12 protein-coding genes, 1 tRNA gene and 1 pseudogene are annotated in these 14,947 nt (G+C 60.9%); 7 read left to right on the plus strand and 7 right to left on the minus strand.

From position 1 onward, the window contains the following. Positions 1–113: 113 nt before the first annotated feature. The 4 genes and pseudogenes from ACVDHI_RS20135 to rsmC all read right to left on the minus strand — a co-directional run bounded on the left by ACVDHI_RS20135 (position 114) and on the right by rsmC (position 4,161). Positions 114–199 (minus strand) — tRNA-Leu (locus tag ACVDHI_RS20135). A gap of 116 nt (positions 200–315) precedes the next feature. Beyond that, a complete protein-coding gene (glgA, locus tag ACVDHI_RS20140; protein WP_104452232.1) occupies positions 316–1,776 on the minus strand; it encodes a glycogen synthase GlgA in 1,461 nt (486 codons plus the stop codon). Beyond that, positions 1,766–2,986, minus strand: a pseudogene (gene glgC / locus ACVDHI_RS20145) (glucose-1-phosphate adenylyltransferase); the annotation flags it as partial. The gene glgA and the pseudogene glgC, both read right to left, overlap by 11 nt. 146 nt (positions 2,987–3,132) lie before the next feature. Then, positions 3,133–4,161, minus strand: coding sequence for a 16S rRNA (guanine(1207)-N(2))-methyltransferase RsmC (rsmC, locus tag ACVDHI_RS20150; protein WP_010675754.1), 1,029 nt, complete (start codon positions 4,159–4,161; stop codon positions 3,133–3,135). Positions 4,162–4,438: 277 nt separating this feature from the next. Between rsmC and dapA the strand changes: the two genes are divergently transcribed. The 3 genes from dapA to ACVDHI_RS20165 all read left to right on the plus strand — a co-directional run bounded on the left by dapA (position 4,439) and on the right by ACVDHI_RS20165 (position 7,780). Beyond that, a complete protein-coding gene (gene dapA / locus ACVDHI_RS20155; protein WP_039040606.1) occupies positions 4,439–5,311 on the plus strand; it encodes a 4-hydroxy-tetrahydrodipicolinate synthase in 873 nt (290 codons plus the stop codon). Positions 5,312–5,406: 95 nt separating this feature from the next. Then, entirely contained in the window at positions 5,407–7,053 is a 1,647-nt protein-coding gene (locus ACVDHI_RS20160) for a sensor domain-containing diguanylate cyclase (protein WP_041213957.1), read from the plus strand. Positions 7,054–7,189: 136 nt separating this feature from the next. Then, on the plus strand, positions 7,190–7,780 hold the full coding sequence (locus tag ACVDHI_RS20165) for an HAD family hydrolase (RefSeq protein WP_319892345.1): 591 nt from the start codon (positions 7,190–7,192) through the stop codon (positions 7,778–7,780). Between the two features lie 136 nt (positions 7,781–7,916). Here the strand turns inward: ACVDHI_RS20165 and hfq are convergent, their stop codons facing one another. Next, on the minus strand, positions 7,917–8,276 hold the full coding sequence (gene hfq, locus ACVDHI_RS20170; protein WP_039040603.1) for an RNA chaperone Hfq: 360 nt from the start codon (positions 8,274–8,276) through the stop codon (positions 7,917–7,919). A gap of 176 nt (positions 8,277–8,452) precedes the next feature. Between hfq and ACVDHI_RS20175 the strand changes: the two genes are divergently transcribed. The 3 genes from ACVDHI_RS20175 to ACVDHI_RS20185 are packed head-to-tail and all read left to right on the plus strand — an operon-like array spanning position 8,453 to position 11,932. Continuing rightward, the gene (locus ACVDHI_RS20175) at positions 8,453–9,724 is read left to right on the plus strand and encodes a paraquat-inducible protein A (protein WP_041211730.1); all 1,272 of its coding nucleotides are present in this window, start codon (positions 8,453–8,455) and stop codon (positions 9,722–9,724) included. Beyond that, positions 9,717–11,363 carry an intermembrane transport protein PqiB gene (gene pqiB, locus ACVDHI_RS20180; RefSeq protein ID WP_039040601.1) on the plus strand — a complete coding sequence of 549 codons (1,647 nt, stop codon included), beginning with the start codon at positions 9,717–9,719 and terminating at the stop codon, positions 11,361–11,363. Before ACVDHI_RS20175 ends, pqiB begins: the two co-directional genes overlap by 8 nt. After that, the gene (locus ACVDHI_RS20185; protein WP_324059221.1) at positions 11,363–11,932 is read left to right on the plus strand and encodes a PqiC family protein; all 570 of its coding nucleotides are present in this window, start codon (positions 11,363–11,365) and stop codon (positions 11,930–11,932) included. Before pqiB ends, ACVDHI_RS20185 begins: the two co-directional genes overlap by 1 nt. 55 nt (positions 11,933–11,987) lie before the next feature. Here ACVDHI_RS20185 and ompA read toward each other — a convergent pair whose 3' ends face one another. Then, positions 11,988–13,019, minus strand: coding sequence for a porin OmpA (gene ompA, locus ACVDHI_RS20190; protein ID WP_139739507.1), 1,032 nt, complete (start codon positions 13,017–13,019; stop codon positions 11,988–11,990). A 281-nt stretch (positions 13,020–13,300) separates the two neighbouring features. Then, a complete protein-coding gene (locus ACVDHI_RS20195; RefSeq protein WP_324061451.1) occupies positions 13,301–14,308 on the minus strand; it encodes an SGNH/GDSL hydrolase family protein in 1,008 nt (335 codons plus the stop codon). A 234-nt stretch (positions 14,309–14,542) separates the two neighbouring features. Between ACVDHI_RS20195 and ACVDHI_RS20200 the strand changes: the two genes are divergently transcribed. Continuing rightward, positions 14,543–14,923, plus strand: coding sequence for a YgiW/YdeI family stress tolerance OB fold protein (locus ACVDHI_RS20200; protein ID WP_039040598.1), 381 nt, complete (start codon positions 14,543–14,545; stop codon positions 14,921–14,923). Positions 14,924–14,947 lie beyond the last annotated feature (24 nt).

The following is a 14,947-nucleotide window of genomic DNA, read 5'->3' on the forward strand; positions in this document are numbered from 1 at the left end:
ACACCCGGGGGGCACTAACACCTGAAGCTAGCGCGTCTACCAATTCCGCCACCTTCGCACATCGGGTTATCAGTCTGAATTTACATGCCGTCTGATAAGAGCATGTTGCAGTATGGTGCGAAGAGAGGGACTCGAACCCTCACATCCGTGGGACACTAACACCTGAAGCTAGCGCGTCTACCAATTCCGCCACCTTCGCATCACTGCGGTGGGGGATTCTATAGAGTTTTGGGGGGGCGTCAACAGCCAAAGGGGACTTTTTTCGCTGTTGACGGATAAAGGCGTGCCAAGGGCATAAAACTTCAGCAATCGGCGTCAGACGGTGGCCAGCGCATCCTGATACATCTGTTCGTACAGGATGACGGAGTCTGCCCAGTCGAAGCGGGTGTTCATGGCGTGGTGCTGCACACGGGCAAAGCGTGCCGGTTCCTGCAGATAATGGAGCAGGCTGCGGCGCATGGCATCGAGCAAGGTGCTGGCAGTGGGATCGTTGAAGCAGAAACCGGTCGCGTGCGCCGGGTCAGCATCCCAGTCCACGACGGTATCTTTCAATCCGCCGACGGCCCGCACCAGGGGCAGTGTGCCATAGGCCAGACTGTACATCTGGTTGAGCCCGCATGGCTCGAACAGAGAAGGCATCAGGAAGAAGTCGGCGCCAGCTTCCACCAGGTGGGCCAGACGGTCGTCATAGGCATTGATGAAGGCAAACTTGTCGGGATGCTGCTGGGCAATGCTTTGCAACTGGGCGGCGAGAGAGGGATCACCGGAGCCCACAATTACCACCTGGACCTGATGCTGCAAGAACTTGTCTAGCGCTGGGATGAGCAGGTGTACTCCTTTCTGCTCGGTCAGTCGACACACCATGCCATAGATGGGGAGGTTGCCAACGGGGAGCCCCGTCTCCTGCTGCAGGATGCGCTTGCAGGTGTGTTTACCATCCAGGTTGTCGGCATCATAGGTGGCGGGCAACAGAGGATCGAAGGCGGGATCCCAGTCCTGATAGTCACAGCCGTTGAGGATGCCACGCAGGTCAGCTGCCCGCTGCTGGAATACGCTGGCCATGCCGTGAGCGCCCAGGTGTGTCAGCAGCTCGCTGGCGTAGTTGGGGCTGACTGCATTGATCTTGTCTGCGTAGAGCACACCGCACTTGAGCAGATTGATGTGACCATAGTCGTAGTTGATGCGCTGCTCGTAGTCGTGGATTTCCGGCACGGCCCAGAACTGCTGGCGATCGAACACGCCCTGAAAGGCCGCGTTGTGAATGCTGATGACCGACCGGGTGCGCTGGAAGAAGGGGTTGTGGGCATGACGGGTTTTCAGCAGCAGCGGCAGCAGACCGGTGTGCCAGTCGTTGCAGTGGGCGATGTCGGGAGCGAAACCCAGCTGTTCGCACGCATGCAGGGCCGCCGCGGCCAGAAAGGCAAAGCGTTCACCGTTGTCGGGATAGGCCTGGTTGTTCTCGGCATAGAGCTGGGGGCGGTCGAAATAGTGCGGGCAATCGAGCAGATAGACGCAGATCCCGTCCAGTTCCAGCTGATGGATGCGATAGCTGATATCACTGCGATCCTGGGGAGTGGGGAGCCAGCGCGAGGCGAGGAGGGTGGCCTCGTCCCGGCGCTTGATGGTCTTGTAGAAGGGCATAATGATGCGCACATCGTGCCCCTGACGGGCGAGATGCTGCGGCAGGGCCTTGGCCACATCCGCCAGGCCCCCGGTCTTCACCAGCCCCTCAACCTCCGAGGCTACAAACAGGATTTTCAGTGGGTTAATAGCCAACTCTTGCTCCCTTAGGTACCACGACGATACCGCCTTCGGATACGGTAAACCGCTCTCTGTCATGGTCCAGATTCTCACCGATCACGGTGCCGGGTGCAATTTCAACGTTTTTGTCGATGATGGCGCGGCGAATGGAGCAACCTTCGCCGATTTTCACATCCCCCAGCAGCACGGATTCACTGATGTGGCTGCAGGGGCCTATGTTGCAGCGAAATCCCAGTATGGATCGCTGGATCTGGCTGCCCTGAATGAAGCAGCCACCGGAGATCAGGGAGTTGGCGATCTTGACCTTGCAGTCGTCGGTATCGATGAAGGTGGCGGGGGGCAGGGGCGGGTAATGAGTGTGCAGCGGCCACTTGCGATTGTAGAGAGAGAAGGGGGCATCGTCGGCCACCAGATCCATGTGTGCCTGCCAGTAAGAGTCGAGCGTCCCCACATCGCGCCAGTAGACGTTGGGCTTCTCGCCCGGGATCACGTTGGTGCTGTAGTCGTAGACATAGACGGGGGCACGGGGGAACAGGCTGGGAATGATGTCCTTGCCGAAATCGTGACTGGAGTTCTCCTCGGCGGCATCCCGCTTGAGCTCCCGATAGAGGGCCTCGGTCTCGAAGATGTAGTTGCCCATGGAGACCAGGGCCTGGGTGGGGTCGCCGGGGATGTGTTTCGGGTGACGGGGCTTTTCTTCAAAGCCAATCATGCGCCCTTCCTGATCCACCTCGATCACCCCGAAGGCGCTTGCTTCCTCGATGGGCATGCGCAGTGCCGCGACGGTCAGGGCGGCCGCTTTCTGCTTGTGGAAGCTCACCATCTGGCTCACGTCCATCTTGTAGATGTGATCGGAGCCGAAGATGCAGACGTGCTCGGGGTCGGAGATCTCGATGAAGCGCAGGTTCTGGTAAATGGCGTCTGCGGTGCCGTCATACCAGCGTTTGCCCATTCGCATCTGGGCCGGAATGGGATCGATGAAGCGATCCGTGATGCCGACGATGTTCCAGCCCTTCTTCATGTGCAGATAAAGGGACTGGGACTTGAACTGGGTGAGTACATAGATGCGCAGGAAGTCGGCGTTGACGAAGTTGTTGAGCACGAAGTCGATCAACCGGTAACTGCCGCCAAAGGGTACGGAGGGTTTGCTGCGGGTGGTGGTCAGCGGTTGCAGTCGGGTACCTTCACCGCCTGCCAGTATCATGGTGAGTATGCCTGCCATCGTCGTTCTCTCCCTGAGATCATGATGTTGAAAAGGTTTTCATGTTGCTGCGAAAAAACACCCCTAAAGGGGTGGTAAACGTTTTCCTGGTACCTTAACAGATCCCGTCTGGCACTCTCTACTTGTTTTATTACAACCGTTGCACTTCTTTAAGCTTTGCTCAGATACACCTTGAATTTGGCATCGCCCGCGATCACCTCGGTCTGTTTGAAGTGCGCATCCAGTATAGGCTGGTATCGCAGGAAGGCATTGGCGACTATGGTCAGGGCGCCATTTGCGGTCAGGTACTCAGGTGCCTTTGCCAGGAAGGTTTCGGTGGCGGCGTAGAAGGTCTTGAGCCCGGCATGGAAGGGGGGATTCGAGACAATCTGTTGGAATGTTTCGGCAATGTCGGAATAGACATCGGAGGCATGAACACGTCCGCTCAGACCGTTGACCGCCAGGGTTCGGCGGCTGGACTCCAGTGCCAGGGCATTGATATCCACCATGGTGACAGCCAGGGCCGGGTTGCGCTTGGCCAGCACGGAACCGATGACGCCGGCGCCGCAGCCAAAGTCGAGCAGCTTGCCCGTTACGGGGGGGAGGCTCGCCAGCAGCATCTGGGTGCCGAGATCCAGGCCGTCTGCACTGAAGACCCCAGGCAGGGCCATGACGGTCAGGGTGGTGTCGCCCGCCTGGCACTCATAGCGACTGAACCAGGCGTCCAGCTCGAAGGGGACGACCGGTTTGTCGAGCGTGCCGTGGTAGAGAGAGCAGCGGCGCGCAGAGTCGCGCTTGATCGGTTTCTCGCCATAAGGTGCCAGCAGCTTGTCGGCCCCGTTGATGCCGCCCCGGTTCTCGCCGGCGAGGAATAGGTCGGCCCCGCTTTCGAGCAGCGGCGTCATCATGGCCAGCAGGTATTGCGCCTCGGCCTTGGCCTTGGGCATCAGCAGCAGCAGGGCATCGAATCGGGGGGCGCCACCCAGCTGGTGATCGAACAGGATGGCGTCTCCCAGAACGGCCTGCTGGGTGCGGTAATAGCAGTAATCCGTGGTGAAGACGGTCAGGCTTTGTGCCAGCTCGGCCAGTTGACGAGGGTAATCATCCTCCAGGGCACCGCACACCAACAGCCGCTTGCCGACAAAGAGGGCTTGGTTACGTTCCAGCATCTGACTGACGGCACTGACAGGACGGCTCATTGGGTCTCTCCACGCATTTTTGGGCGGCCATTATACATGGCCGCTTTCGCCTTGACATTTATGCCGTGTTCCCGAAATATGCCCAGACGCCTATTTACCCAGAGATGATGCAATGCGGTCATGCGTATCGAAACGAAAGCATAAACACAGCCTGACAATCGGGCCTGCTGGCGTGCGCGCGTAACCTCTCATCCCTGAGACGATTCAAGCCCCGGTAGCGACTCCCGTACCGGGGCTTTTTATTGACCAATCCATCTGTTTAGGAGAAGGAAATCCCATGTTTCAAGGTTCGATAGTTGCCCTGATCACCCCATTTCGACAGGGCCAGCTGGACGAGGCCGCACTGGCTCGCCTGGTGGAGTGGCACATAGAGCAGGGAACCCATGGCATAGTGCCGGTCGGCACGACCGGGGAGAGCCCGACCCTGACCCACGATGAGCATTGCCGCGTGGTGGAGCTGGTGGTCAAGCTGGTGGCCGGGCGCATTCCCGTGATCGCAGGTGCAGGCTCCAACAACCCGGTTGAAGCCATTGAATACACCCGCTATGCCGAGCAGATGGGAGCGGATGCCACCCTGCATGTGGCCGGTTACTACAACCGCCCCAATCAGGAAGGGCTCTACCACCACTTCAAGGCGGTGCACGACGCCACCACCAAACCCATCATCGTCTACAACATTCCGCCCCGCGCCATCGTTGACGTGCAGCCGGCGACCCTGGCCCGTCTGGCCGAGTTGCCGCGCATTGCCGGCGTGAAGGATGCCACCGGTGATCTGGCCCGCCCCTGGGTTGAACGCCAGCTCATCAAGAAGCCGTTTGCCTGGCTCTCCGGTGAAGATGCCACCGCCGTGGCCTACAACATCGGTGGTGGCCAGGGTTGCATCTCGGTGACGGCCAACGTGGCCCCCAAGCTGGTGGCCGAGGTGCAGAACCTGGCGCTGGCCGGTGAGTGGCAAGCTGCCCGCGAATTGCAGGACAAGCTCATTCCGCTGCACCAGGCCATGTTCGCCGAGCCGAGCCCCGCAGGGGCCAAGTATGCGGTCTCTCTGCTGGGTCTGTGCAGCGAAGAGTGCCGTCTGCCGGTGATGCCGCTCTCCGAGGCCACCCGCGAGCGCATCCGCAGTGCCATGCAGGCATTGAATCTGTTGTAAAAACTGGGCTCTGGATCTCGCTTTTGATTGCCCGGTCAATTAATGGCCGGGCTTTGCCGATATACTCGCTTGGATACAACCAAGGATGATTTGGCATGGAAGAATGGGATCCGGAGCACTTCACCAGTTTTGAACATCTCTGTGAAGTGACCTTGTCTGCGGTCAGGGAAAAAACAGAGGCTGAACAGATCTATCTGTGGCTGCGTGCTCCGACGCCCCAGCTCTATCACTATCGCCCGGAACAGGGTCTGCTCTGCCTGAGCGCTGACGTCCTCTCTTCCCTCGAGTTGCCCATCCTCTTCATCGAACGTTCCCTTGCGCTCGGCCAGTTGCTGGTGGAGCCCATCGCGCCGACCCGTGCCATCTGGGAGCGGGAGAGCGTCGAACCCGAGATCCCGCGCCTGCGCGCCAGCTTCCCCCTCAAGCGTCACAAGGGGCTGGAGGCTGTGGTCTATCTGGAAACCCGCCGTCGTCTCGATCGCCTGCCAAGACGCCAGCAGCAGAGCATCCAGCTGCTCATGCATTATCTCGCCGCCGAGCTCGAGAGTCGGCGACTCGCGGGACAGGTGGATCTGGAGCGGGATCAGCGGCTCCACACCCAGGCAGACCTCGTGCGCAGCCAGGCCCTGCAGGACTCCTTCCTCAGCATGCTGCAGGCGCTGCATCAGGTGGGGGTCAAGCTCTCCCGCTGCGAGAGCGAGGATCGTCTGCTGCACGACGCGGTGGCACTGGCCCGCCAGGAGTTGCAGTTCGATCGCATCGCCATCTTCCTGACTGACAGTGAATTCAAGACCATGCACGGTACCTGGGGTACCAACGAGGCGGGTGAGCTCATCGACGAGCGCCATTTCATCAGCCCCATTCCGGATCACCCCACAGTGCAGGAGGCGCTGCGTCGCAAGGACTATGTCCTGGTGCTGGAGGACACGCCTCTCTATTACGAGAAGCAGGAGGTGGGTCGCGGCTGGAACGCCATGGTGTCGCTCTGGGACGGGAGTACCCCCATCGGCTGGATCGCCGCCGACAACCTGCTCTGGCGGCGCCCCCTCAAGGCGTATCAGAGCGAGATCTTCAAGCAGTATGCCGCCGTGCTCTCCCAGTTGCTGATCCGCCAGCGCACCCAGGAGAAGCTTGAGCGCTTCAATCGGGAGCTGGAGCTGAGGGTGCAGGAACGGACCCGGCAACTGGCCGATACCAACCGGGCGCTGGAGGAGGCCAACCGGCGCCTCTCTCTGCTGTCTCTGGAAGATCCCCTGACTGGCATCGCCAACCGCCGCCAATGGGACATCACCATGGAACGGGAGTGGGAGCGGGCTCGCCGCCATCAGGGCGTGCTGGCGGTGCTGATGATCGATGTGGACGAGTTCAAGTCCTACAACGATCACTTCGGCCACGGCAAGGGGGATCAGTGCCTGCAGCGGGTGGCGGCACTGCTGCAGGACACCGAGCGGCGGCGTACCAACCTGGTGGCCCGCTATGGGGGGGAGGAGTTTGTCATCCTGCTGTGTTCACCGCAGCCGGGAGAAGCGGAGCGGCTGGCGGAGCAGATCCACCACGGCCTTGACGCCTTGCAGATTCCCCATCCGGCCTCCCGGGTGGCGGCGACACTCACCGTCAGCATCGGGTTCAGCTATCTGGTCCCGTCATCGGACAAGGAGTGGCAAACCCTGACCGAGCAGGCGGATCAGGCACTCTATCACGCCAAATCCCAAGGGCGGGCCTGTACCCTGGCCTATCGCTGACACCTGCGTGGGGGCTGCCTCCTGGCATCGCCCTGTATAAATGAGGTGGCAAGCGTTTCTCGCCACCTGGCGCATGGCGATGCGCCCGCTCTCTGGCTAGAATGGGGGCCCATTTTTCACAGACAGATCCTGCACCATGACCCTATCCGGATTTCAAGGCCTGGTTTTCGACCTCGACGGCACTCTGGTGGACTCCATGCCCTTGCACCTGGCCGCCTGGGAGCACACCGCCCGCGAGTTTGGCTTTCGGTTCGACGCCGACTGGTTTTATGAGCTGGGAGGCATGCCCAGCCGCAAGATAGCCCTGCTGGTGGCCGAAGTGCAGCAGATCGCGCTGGATCCCCTGGTGGTGACACGCTGCAAGACCGAACACTATGTCGCCAACCTGCACAAGGCCACCCCCTTCCCGGCCATGCTGGAGCTGGTGGAACGCTATCACGGCCGGATCCCCATGGGCATAGGGACAGGCTCTCCCCGTATCAATGCCGAAGCGGTGCTGCGCAACACAGGGCTGGATCGGTATTTCCCCGTGGTGGTCACCGCCGACGACGTGGAGCTGCACAAACCCCATCCAGACACCTTCCTGCTGGTGGCGCGACGCCTGGGTGTCGAGCCCGGTCAATGTCTGGTGTTCGAGGACACGGGCATAGGCGCACAGGCCGGTGAAGCGGCCGGCATGCAGGTCTGCATGGTCAGAGAGGGAAAACCGGTCGGGTTGACCTACTGAGTGACGAAGACGAGCGGGTCAACAACCTGCTCGGGAGAGAAGCCCCACTCTCATACGGGACAGGCGAAACATGAGAGTGGGGAGCAGATGTCACTGGCTGACGCAGCGACACCGTCAGGATGGGCGGGGGCGAGATTTACTGCTCGCTGCCGCCACCCTGGTTGTCGTCATAACGGCTGGGGGCGCCATGGGGGCGCGGCGCCATGGAAACCCGTGGCTTGCGGGCTCGCTGGATGCTGACGGCAGGACGGCCGGAGTGCATGGCAATGGTGGAAATCTTGGCCTTGTAGACCAGTTGCTGATTGCCATGGGCATCGGTCAACAGCACGCTGTACTGGTCAAAACCGCTGATGGTCCCCTCCAGCTTGATGCCGCTCACCAGGAAGATGGCGACCTGGCTACGGTTTTTGCGCAACCAGTTGAGGGCAGAATCTTGCCCGTTCCCGAGGGAGAAGGCCTGCTCGATAGTGGAGTAGCTTGGGGATTCAGTTGTCATAAATTATTGTCCCGCGGAAAAAAAGTGGCGTTTGATTGTGCTAAATGGGCACTGCCTTGTCAAAGTCATTCTCACACCCGGGCAGGATGGACAACGACAGGGCTGGTCGGCAGGGGCCGCTGCTGCAATAATTGGCGGCTCTGGCCCCGTGGCGGGCCTCATGCTGGGGTCTTATCTTGCATCCGGTTTCACACCAACATCCACCCACCTATACCCATGACGCGACCGCCTGCGAAGAGTGTGACCTGCTGGTGCCGGCCACCGAGCTGGCCGTGGGGGAGACGAGCAGTTGTCCGCGCTGCGGCCATACCCTGACTCGTCATCTGCCTGAGCAGGAGCGCAGGCCCATCGCCTATGGCTTTGCGGCCATCATCATGTTCGTGCTCTCCAACGCCTTTACCTTCATGTCGTTCTCGGCCAAGGGGGTGGGGCAGGAGATGACCTTCCTGCAGTGCATCACCACCCTGGTGGATCAAGGCTACCTGTTCCTCGGGGCCGTGCTGAGCATTACCCTGATCGGGTTGCCGCTGGTCTATATCGGCTCCATCATGCTGGTGCTGTGGCGCCTGGACAAGGATCTGCACAGCAAGGCCCTGCGCTCCCTTGGCCGCCTGCTGTGCCGGATCAAGCCCTGGCTGATGGTGGACGTCTTCCTCATCGGGGTGCTCATCTCTCTGGTCAAGCTGATGGGGATGGCCGACATCAAGATGGGGCTGTCGTTCTGGGCCTTCGTTGGCTACACCCTGCTGCTCATCAAGATGATCTCCTCCCTGGATCGGATGTGGCTGTGGCAGCGGCTGTTCGGCCCGACGGCGGCGAGGGAGCTGGATCCCGAGGAGAGCGCCCTGTCGTGCGGTCTGGTGGGCTGTCACATCTGCGGCGCCCTGAACGAGCAGGATGCCCATAGTTGCGTTCGCTGCGGGGATCACCTGCACAGCCGCAAGCCGGGTGGTCTGAACCGCACCTGGGCCCTGCTGATCACTTCGGTGATCCTCTATGTCCCAGCCAACCTTTATCCCATCATGGACACCGTGTTCCTGGGGGATGACAGCCCCTCGACCATCATGGGCGGGGTGGTGCTGCTGTGGGCCATGGGCTCCTACCCGATTGCCGCGGTGATTTTTTTCGCCAGCGTGGTGGTGCCGCTGGTGAAGATCCTGGCGCTGCTGTGGCTCTGCTACGTGGTGCAGCGCGGCCAGGGGGCATCTCCCCTCGGCAAGCTCAAACTCTATCGCATGACCGAATTTGTGGGGCGCTGGTCGATGATCGACGTCTTCGTGGTGGCCATCCTGGCCGGTCTCATTCGGCTCGACAATCTGATGACCATCTACCCTGGCCCTGCGGCCGTCGCCTTTGCCGGGGTCGTACTGGTCACCATGGTGGCTGCCATGAGTTTCGATTCCCGCCTGATCTGGGATTTACAACAAGGAGAACGCGAACGTGAGTGAGCGTAAGACAAGGTGGAAACCGGGCTCTGATTTCATGAGTTCGGCTGCCGCTATCTGGATGGTGCCCTTGCTGGCGCTCTTCATCGGCGCCTGGATGCTGTTCCAACACTGGTATTCACAAGGGCCGAGCTTCACCCTGACGGTGGCGACCGCCGAGGGCATAGTGGCAGGCAAGACGGTGATCCGTTCTCGTGAAGTGGAGGTGGGCCGTATCGAGACGGTGGAGCTCAGCGAGGACTACAGCCATGCCGTGCTCAAGGCTCGCCTGACCAATGCCGCCGCCGGCATGCTCAAGAAAGACAGCCAGTTCTGGGTGGTCAAGCCCAGGGTCGGGCGTGAGGGCGTTTCCGGTCTTGGCACCTTGCTCTCCGGTGCCTATATCGAGCTTTCTCCCGGCAAGAAGGGCAGGGCGCGAAGCGAATACGCAATGCTGGACAGGCCGCCCTTGGCATCCCTGGATGCCAGGGGATTGCGGCTATCCCTGTCCAGCCGGGATGCCAACGCGCTGGGCGCGGGTTCCCCCATCAGCTATCAGGGATTCACCATCGGTCAGGTCGAAGAGGCCAAATTCCTGCCCGAGAAGAGCGAGATGCAGTACCAGCTCTTCATCAACGCGCCTTATGACGTTCTGGTGAGCAGCAACTCCCGGTTCTGGTTGACGCCCGGCTTCGAGGTCTCCATGAGCAGCGAGGGGATGAAGGTGAAGATGGACTCGCTGGAGAGCCTGATCAACGGCGGCATCACCATGGGGCTGCCTCCCGGCTGGTTGCCGGGGGAGCCGGTGAAACAGAATGACGAGTTCGTGCTGTTCAAGGACGAGGAGAGCGTGCTGGCCGGTAGTCTGGATCAGTTCATCGACTATGTCTTCCTGTTCGACAATGACGTGGGCGGGCTGCATCCCGGCGCGGCGGTACAGTATCGCGGCATCCGGGTCGGTACCGTCATCTCGGCTCCCTATCTCATCGACGACAAGGGCGTCCAGCTGTTCAAGAGCCGACAGATCCCGGTGCTGGCGCGCATCGAGGTGCAGCGTCTCTCCCACCGTTATGCCAATGCGGAGAAGGAGCAGTGGCGGGCCCTGTTCAACAAGCAGTTCAAGGAAGGGCTGAGGGCCAGCCTCAAGACCGCCAGCCTGCTGACGGGGGGCAAGGTGATCGATCTGAACTTCTATCCGGATGCGCCTGTTTATCAGCCGCTCAAGATGGCGGGCTATCAGGTCTTCCCGACCGCCCAGGCCGGGCTGGATCAGATCGAACGCAAGGTGAACCTCATTCTCGACAAGTTCGTCGACATGGACATGGCCACCACCCTCACTCAGGTCAACAGCACCCTGATGACACTGGACAAGACGCTCAAGCATGTCAGTGCCGTGAGTGCGAATCTGGAGCAGTTTACCGGCCAGCAGTCGACCCAGCAGTTGCCGGCCTCCCTCAACCAGAGCCTCAAGCAGTTGCAGGAGACGTTGCAGACCTATGATGCCGGTTCCCAGACCAATCAGGAGCTGCGCCAGTCGGTGCAATCCCTCAACCAGCTGATGAGCGAGTTGCAACCTCTGGTCCATTCACTGAACGAGCAGCCGAGTTCGCTGATCTTTGACCGCGCTCGTCCGCGGGATCCCGAGCCCAAGCGAGGAAAATGATGAAAAAACGGATGATGACGCTGGCCTTGCTGGGCCTGCTGGCGGGATGTGGCAGTGCGCCGACGACGCTGCATTACTATTCGCTGGATGCTGACACGGCGCCGTCGAATGTCACCACGGCGCAGCCGCAGCACCAGTTGGTGCTGCGCCCCGTCGCCCTGTCCGGTCAGCTTGACCGGATGAGCCTGGTTTATCAGCTGGAGGGCAAGGAGCTGCACTTTGCCGAGTACCATCGCTGGGCAGGTTCCCTCGATGCCCAGTTGAACCAGTTGACCCTCAATGGCCTCTCCAGCCGCTTGCCTGGCTGGGTGGTGCGTCAGGACGGGGCCCGCAAGGGGCCTGTGCTGAGCATCTCGGTCGAGCGTTTCCAGGGGCGGCACGACGGCCGCGCCCTGCTTAGCGGTCGCTGGCGCCTGCTGACGGAGGAGGGGGTCGTGTTGAGAGATGTTCCCTTCCAGCAGGAGCGGGTGCTGCCTGCCGATGGGTATGGCGCCCTGGTGAACGAGCTGGGGCAGGGCTGGCAACTGTTGCTCGATCAGATTGCGGCGGATGTGCGCACGCGCATCTGAGGAAGCATAAAAAAAGACGGGAGGCCATGGCCTCCCGTTTTGTTTGGGGTCGTCGTTATTGCTGTACTTCCGAGACGCCCTGTACCTTGACCTCTACCCGGCGATCCGGGGCCAGGCAGACGATCAGCTCGCGCTTGGATTTGCTGGTGCAGCTGTCGCCGGTGACGGGAGACTGCTTGCCACGCCCTTCCACATTGACCTTGCCGGCCGGCAGGCCCTTGCCAATCAGGTAATCGGCCACGGTCCGGGCACGCTGCTCGGACAACTTCTGGTTGTAGGCCTCGGAGCCGATGCGGTCGGTATAGCCGATGACGGTGGCCGACCCGTCTTTGGGCCTGGCCTCTTCAATCTGGCTGTAGAGGGTATCCAGCGCCTGCCCGGCCTGGGGCTTGAGGGTGGCCTTGTTGAAGTCAAACAGCACGTCCGAGCTCAGGGTGAACTGCTTGTCGACCATCACGGGCTCGGGCGCGGGGGCGGGAGCTGCGACCGGCAGAGCCGGTGCAACCTGACCGAAGCGATAGACGGCGGCCAGGGAGAGCAGGCCGTTGTCCATGCGCAGGCCGGTATCGTCACGGCTGCCATACGGGGTGCTGTACTGGTATTCGAGGCGGGCTGCCCAATCCAGGCTCAGGGCATACTCCGCACCGAGCGCGCCGACGAAGGTAAAGCGGCTGTCGTTTTCCAGCTGATCGCTGTCGGTCCAGCCATAGCCGCCCCCGACACGGCCGTAAAGGTCCAGATTGTCCACAACCGGGAAGCCCAGTTTCAGCGTGAGCTGGGCCAACTGGGCTTGCACGGAGTCATTGAAGGCCGCGCCATTGCGGGTGCCGCTGTACTTGAGCTTGCCAAGGTAGTCATAACCGAGTTCGACACCCAGATTCTGGTTGATCTGGTAACCGGCGAAGGCACCGGCGCCGACTTCATCGTCGTCTTTGTCGGTGATGGCGATGGAATTGCTTTCATCGACACCGTAGAAGTTGGACCAACCCAGTTTGGCACCGCCATACCAGGTGTTGTCTTGTCCGGCTGCCTGGGCGTTGGCCGCAAGCAAGCCTGAAACCAGCAAGGTAATCAGTGTTTTGTTCATAGATGCCTCTGCAATCTTGTGTGTGGGGAGCGCGAATTCATGTCGCCTCGCCTCGTGGGTTGGGCCTGTGTTCGACCACAACACGTTTAAACGTAGCTCGCTTTTTTCAATCTACAAGCAACTGATATAAAACATATTGTGATATCCATCTGCATCATAGTGGAGACGGAAGGCCGCCGGGGTACCGTGACCCGAATCTGTGATGGGTGTCATATGGGTTGCGCTTTGCCCTTGTGGGCAAGAGGGCCGGTGAAGCGCCGGCCCTGGCAGGATGGCCTCCGTTATCGAGGGAGGAATTCGTACTCCTGTTCGATGAAGGCGGCAGCCCGCTCGCTCAGGGTGGCGTGTACCACTGTGGTGGGGTGAACCTGGTCCCAGAACATCTTGCCTTCACAGTTCAGCTCGCTCGCACTGCGGCGCGCCATGGGCGTTGCGACGGCCTGAGCCAGCAGAGGGTTGCCGGCGATGGCAAGGCGCTCCTCGGGATTGAAGGGGGCCAGCCGACTGTCGGTGGCGGCGCTGCGGGAGGCGAACGGCTTCCACACATAGCCGCCGCCGTAGCAGGCGTGCTCGGTGTCGCTCAGGCCGAAGTTCTGCGGCTCGCGCAGCATCTCGGCGAACTGCTTGTCGATCTCGAACAGCTTGACGATGCCGGTGGGTGCCAGCTGGCGTGCCAGGTTCAGCAGCAGCTGGTTGTGGTAGGCGGAGACATGGCTGGCCGCCTCGACCACCTTCTGGCTGCGGGCCGAGGGGTTCTGGCCCAGATCAGGCAGGTTGAACAGCAGAATCTGCCTGGCACCGTTCAATACCATGCGGTTGGCCGCATCGCTGATGGCATCGCGCACCCGCTTGGCATCCTGCTCGGTGTTCCAGCCATAGGCAAGGTAGTCGTTGGCACCGACCCAGAGGATCACCAGATCGTCGGGCTTGAAGCTGTCCTTTTGCAGGAACTGGGTCACCTCGTAATCCAGGTTGTTGATGACCTGATACTTGGGATTCCAGGAGATCTTGTTGTAGGCCACGGCAGTGGCGCCCCCTTCCGCCTCGTTGGCGATGGCGAGGCCCGGGAAGTGCTGGTTGAGCTGCTCCAGCCAGACCGGTCCGTTGGAGAAGCGGCCCTGATGGTAGGGAGGGCTGGAGGGGAGGTAACCACGCATCTTGTCGTACATCTTGCCGGTGTCGGAGAGGCTGTCGCCAAACATCACGATGCGGGAGAAGGGGGGGCGCGTCTCGGCGGCATGGGCCGTGAGGGCGAAGAGTCCCAATAAACACAAAAGCCATTTTTTCATGTAGCTGTTCTCATGGATGGGGCAGGACGGGCCTGCGGACTGTTCCTCGATGGCGGCGGGCTGGGAACCCGCATGGCCAGACGAAAAGGTATCCACTCGAATACATTTTTGCAGCATGCCGTGGCCAGTTAATCGCTTGCGATCACATCACTCCTCCCTGAATGGGGAGGCTTCACGTTTGTTTCACGCGCCCCCGGGCAAGATGCCCTCATACCGCAAAGACAGGAGCATGAAATGAACAACGCAAAAGCAATCGCCCTGGTGGCCCTGATGTCCGTCTCTTCTTTCGCCATGGCGGCCTACACCGGCCCCAAGGAGCAGAACAAGGTATCGGTCGCCCAGTTGAAAGACGTGGCCGATGATCAGTGGGTGACCCTGGAAGGCAAGCTGGTCAAACACCTGGGTGGCGAAAACTACCTGTTCCGTGACGACAGCGGCGAGGTGGAAGTGGAGGTGGACGGTGACGTGTGGCGCGGTACCGAGGTGGGTCCTGACGATCTGATCCGCGTGCGCGGCGAGGTGGACCACAGCTGGAACAAGACCGAAGTCGAGGTGGAACACCTGGAGAAGGTGGGGGCAGCGCCCCTGAGCAAGGGCGGCTTTATCGCCAAGTAAGCTTTCAGGCCACAGTAAATGAGA

It is taken from the genome of Aeromonas sp. 25-248, assembly GCF_053005425.1.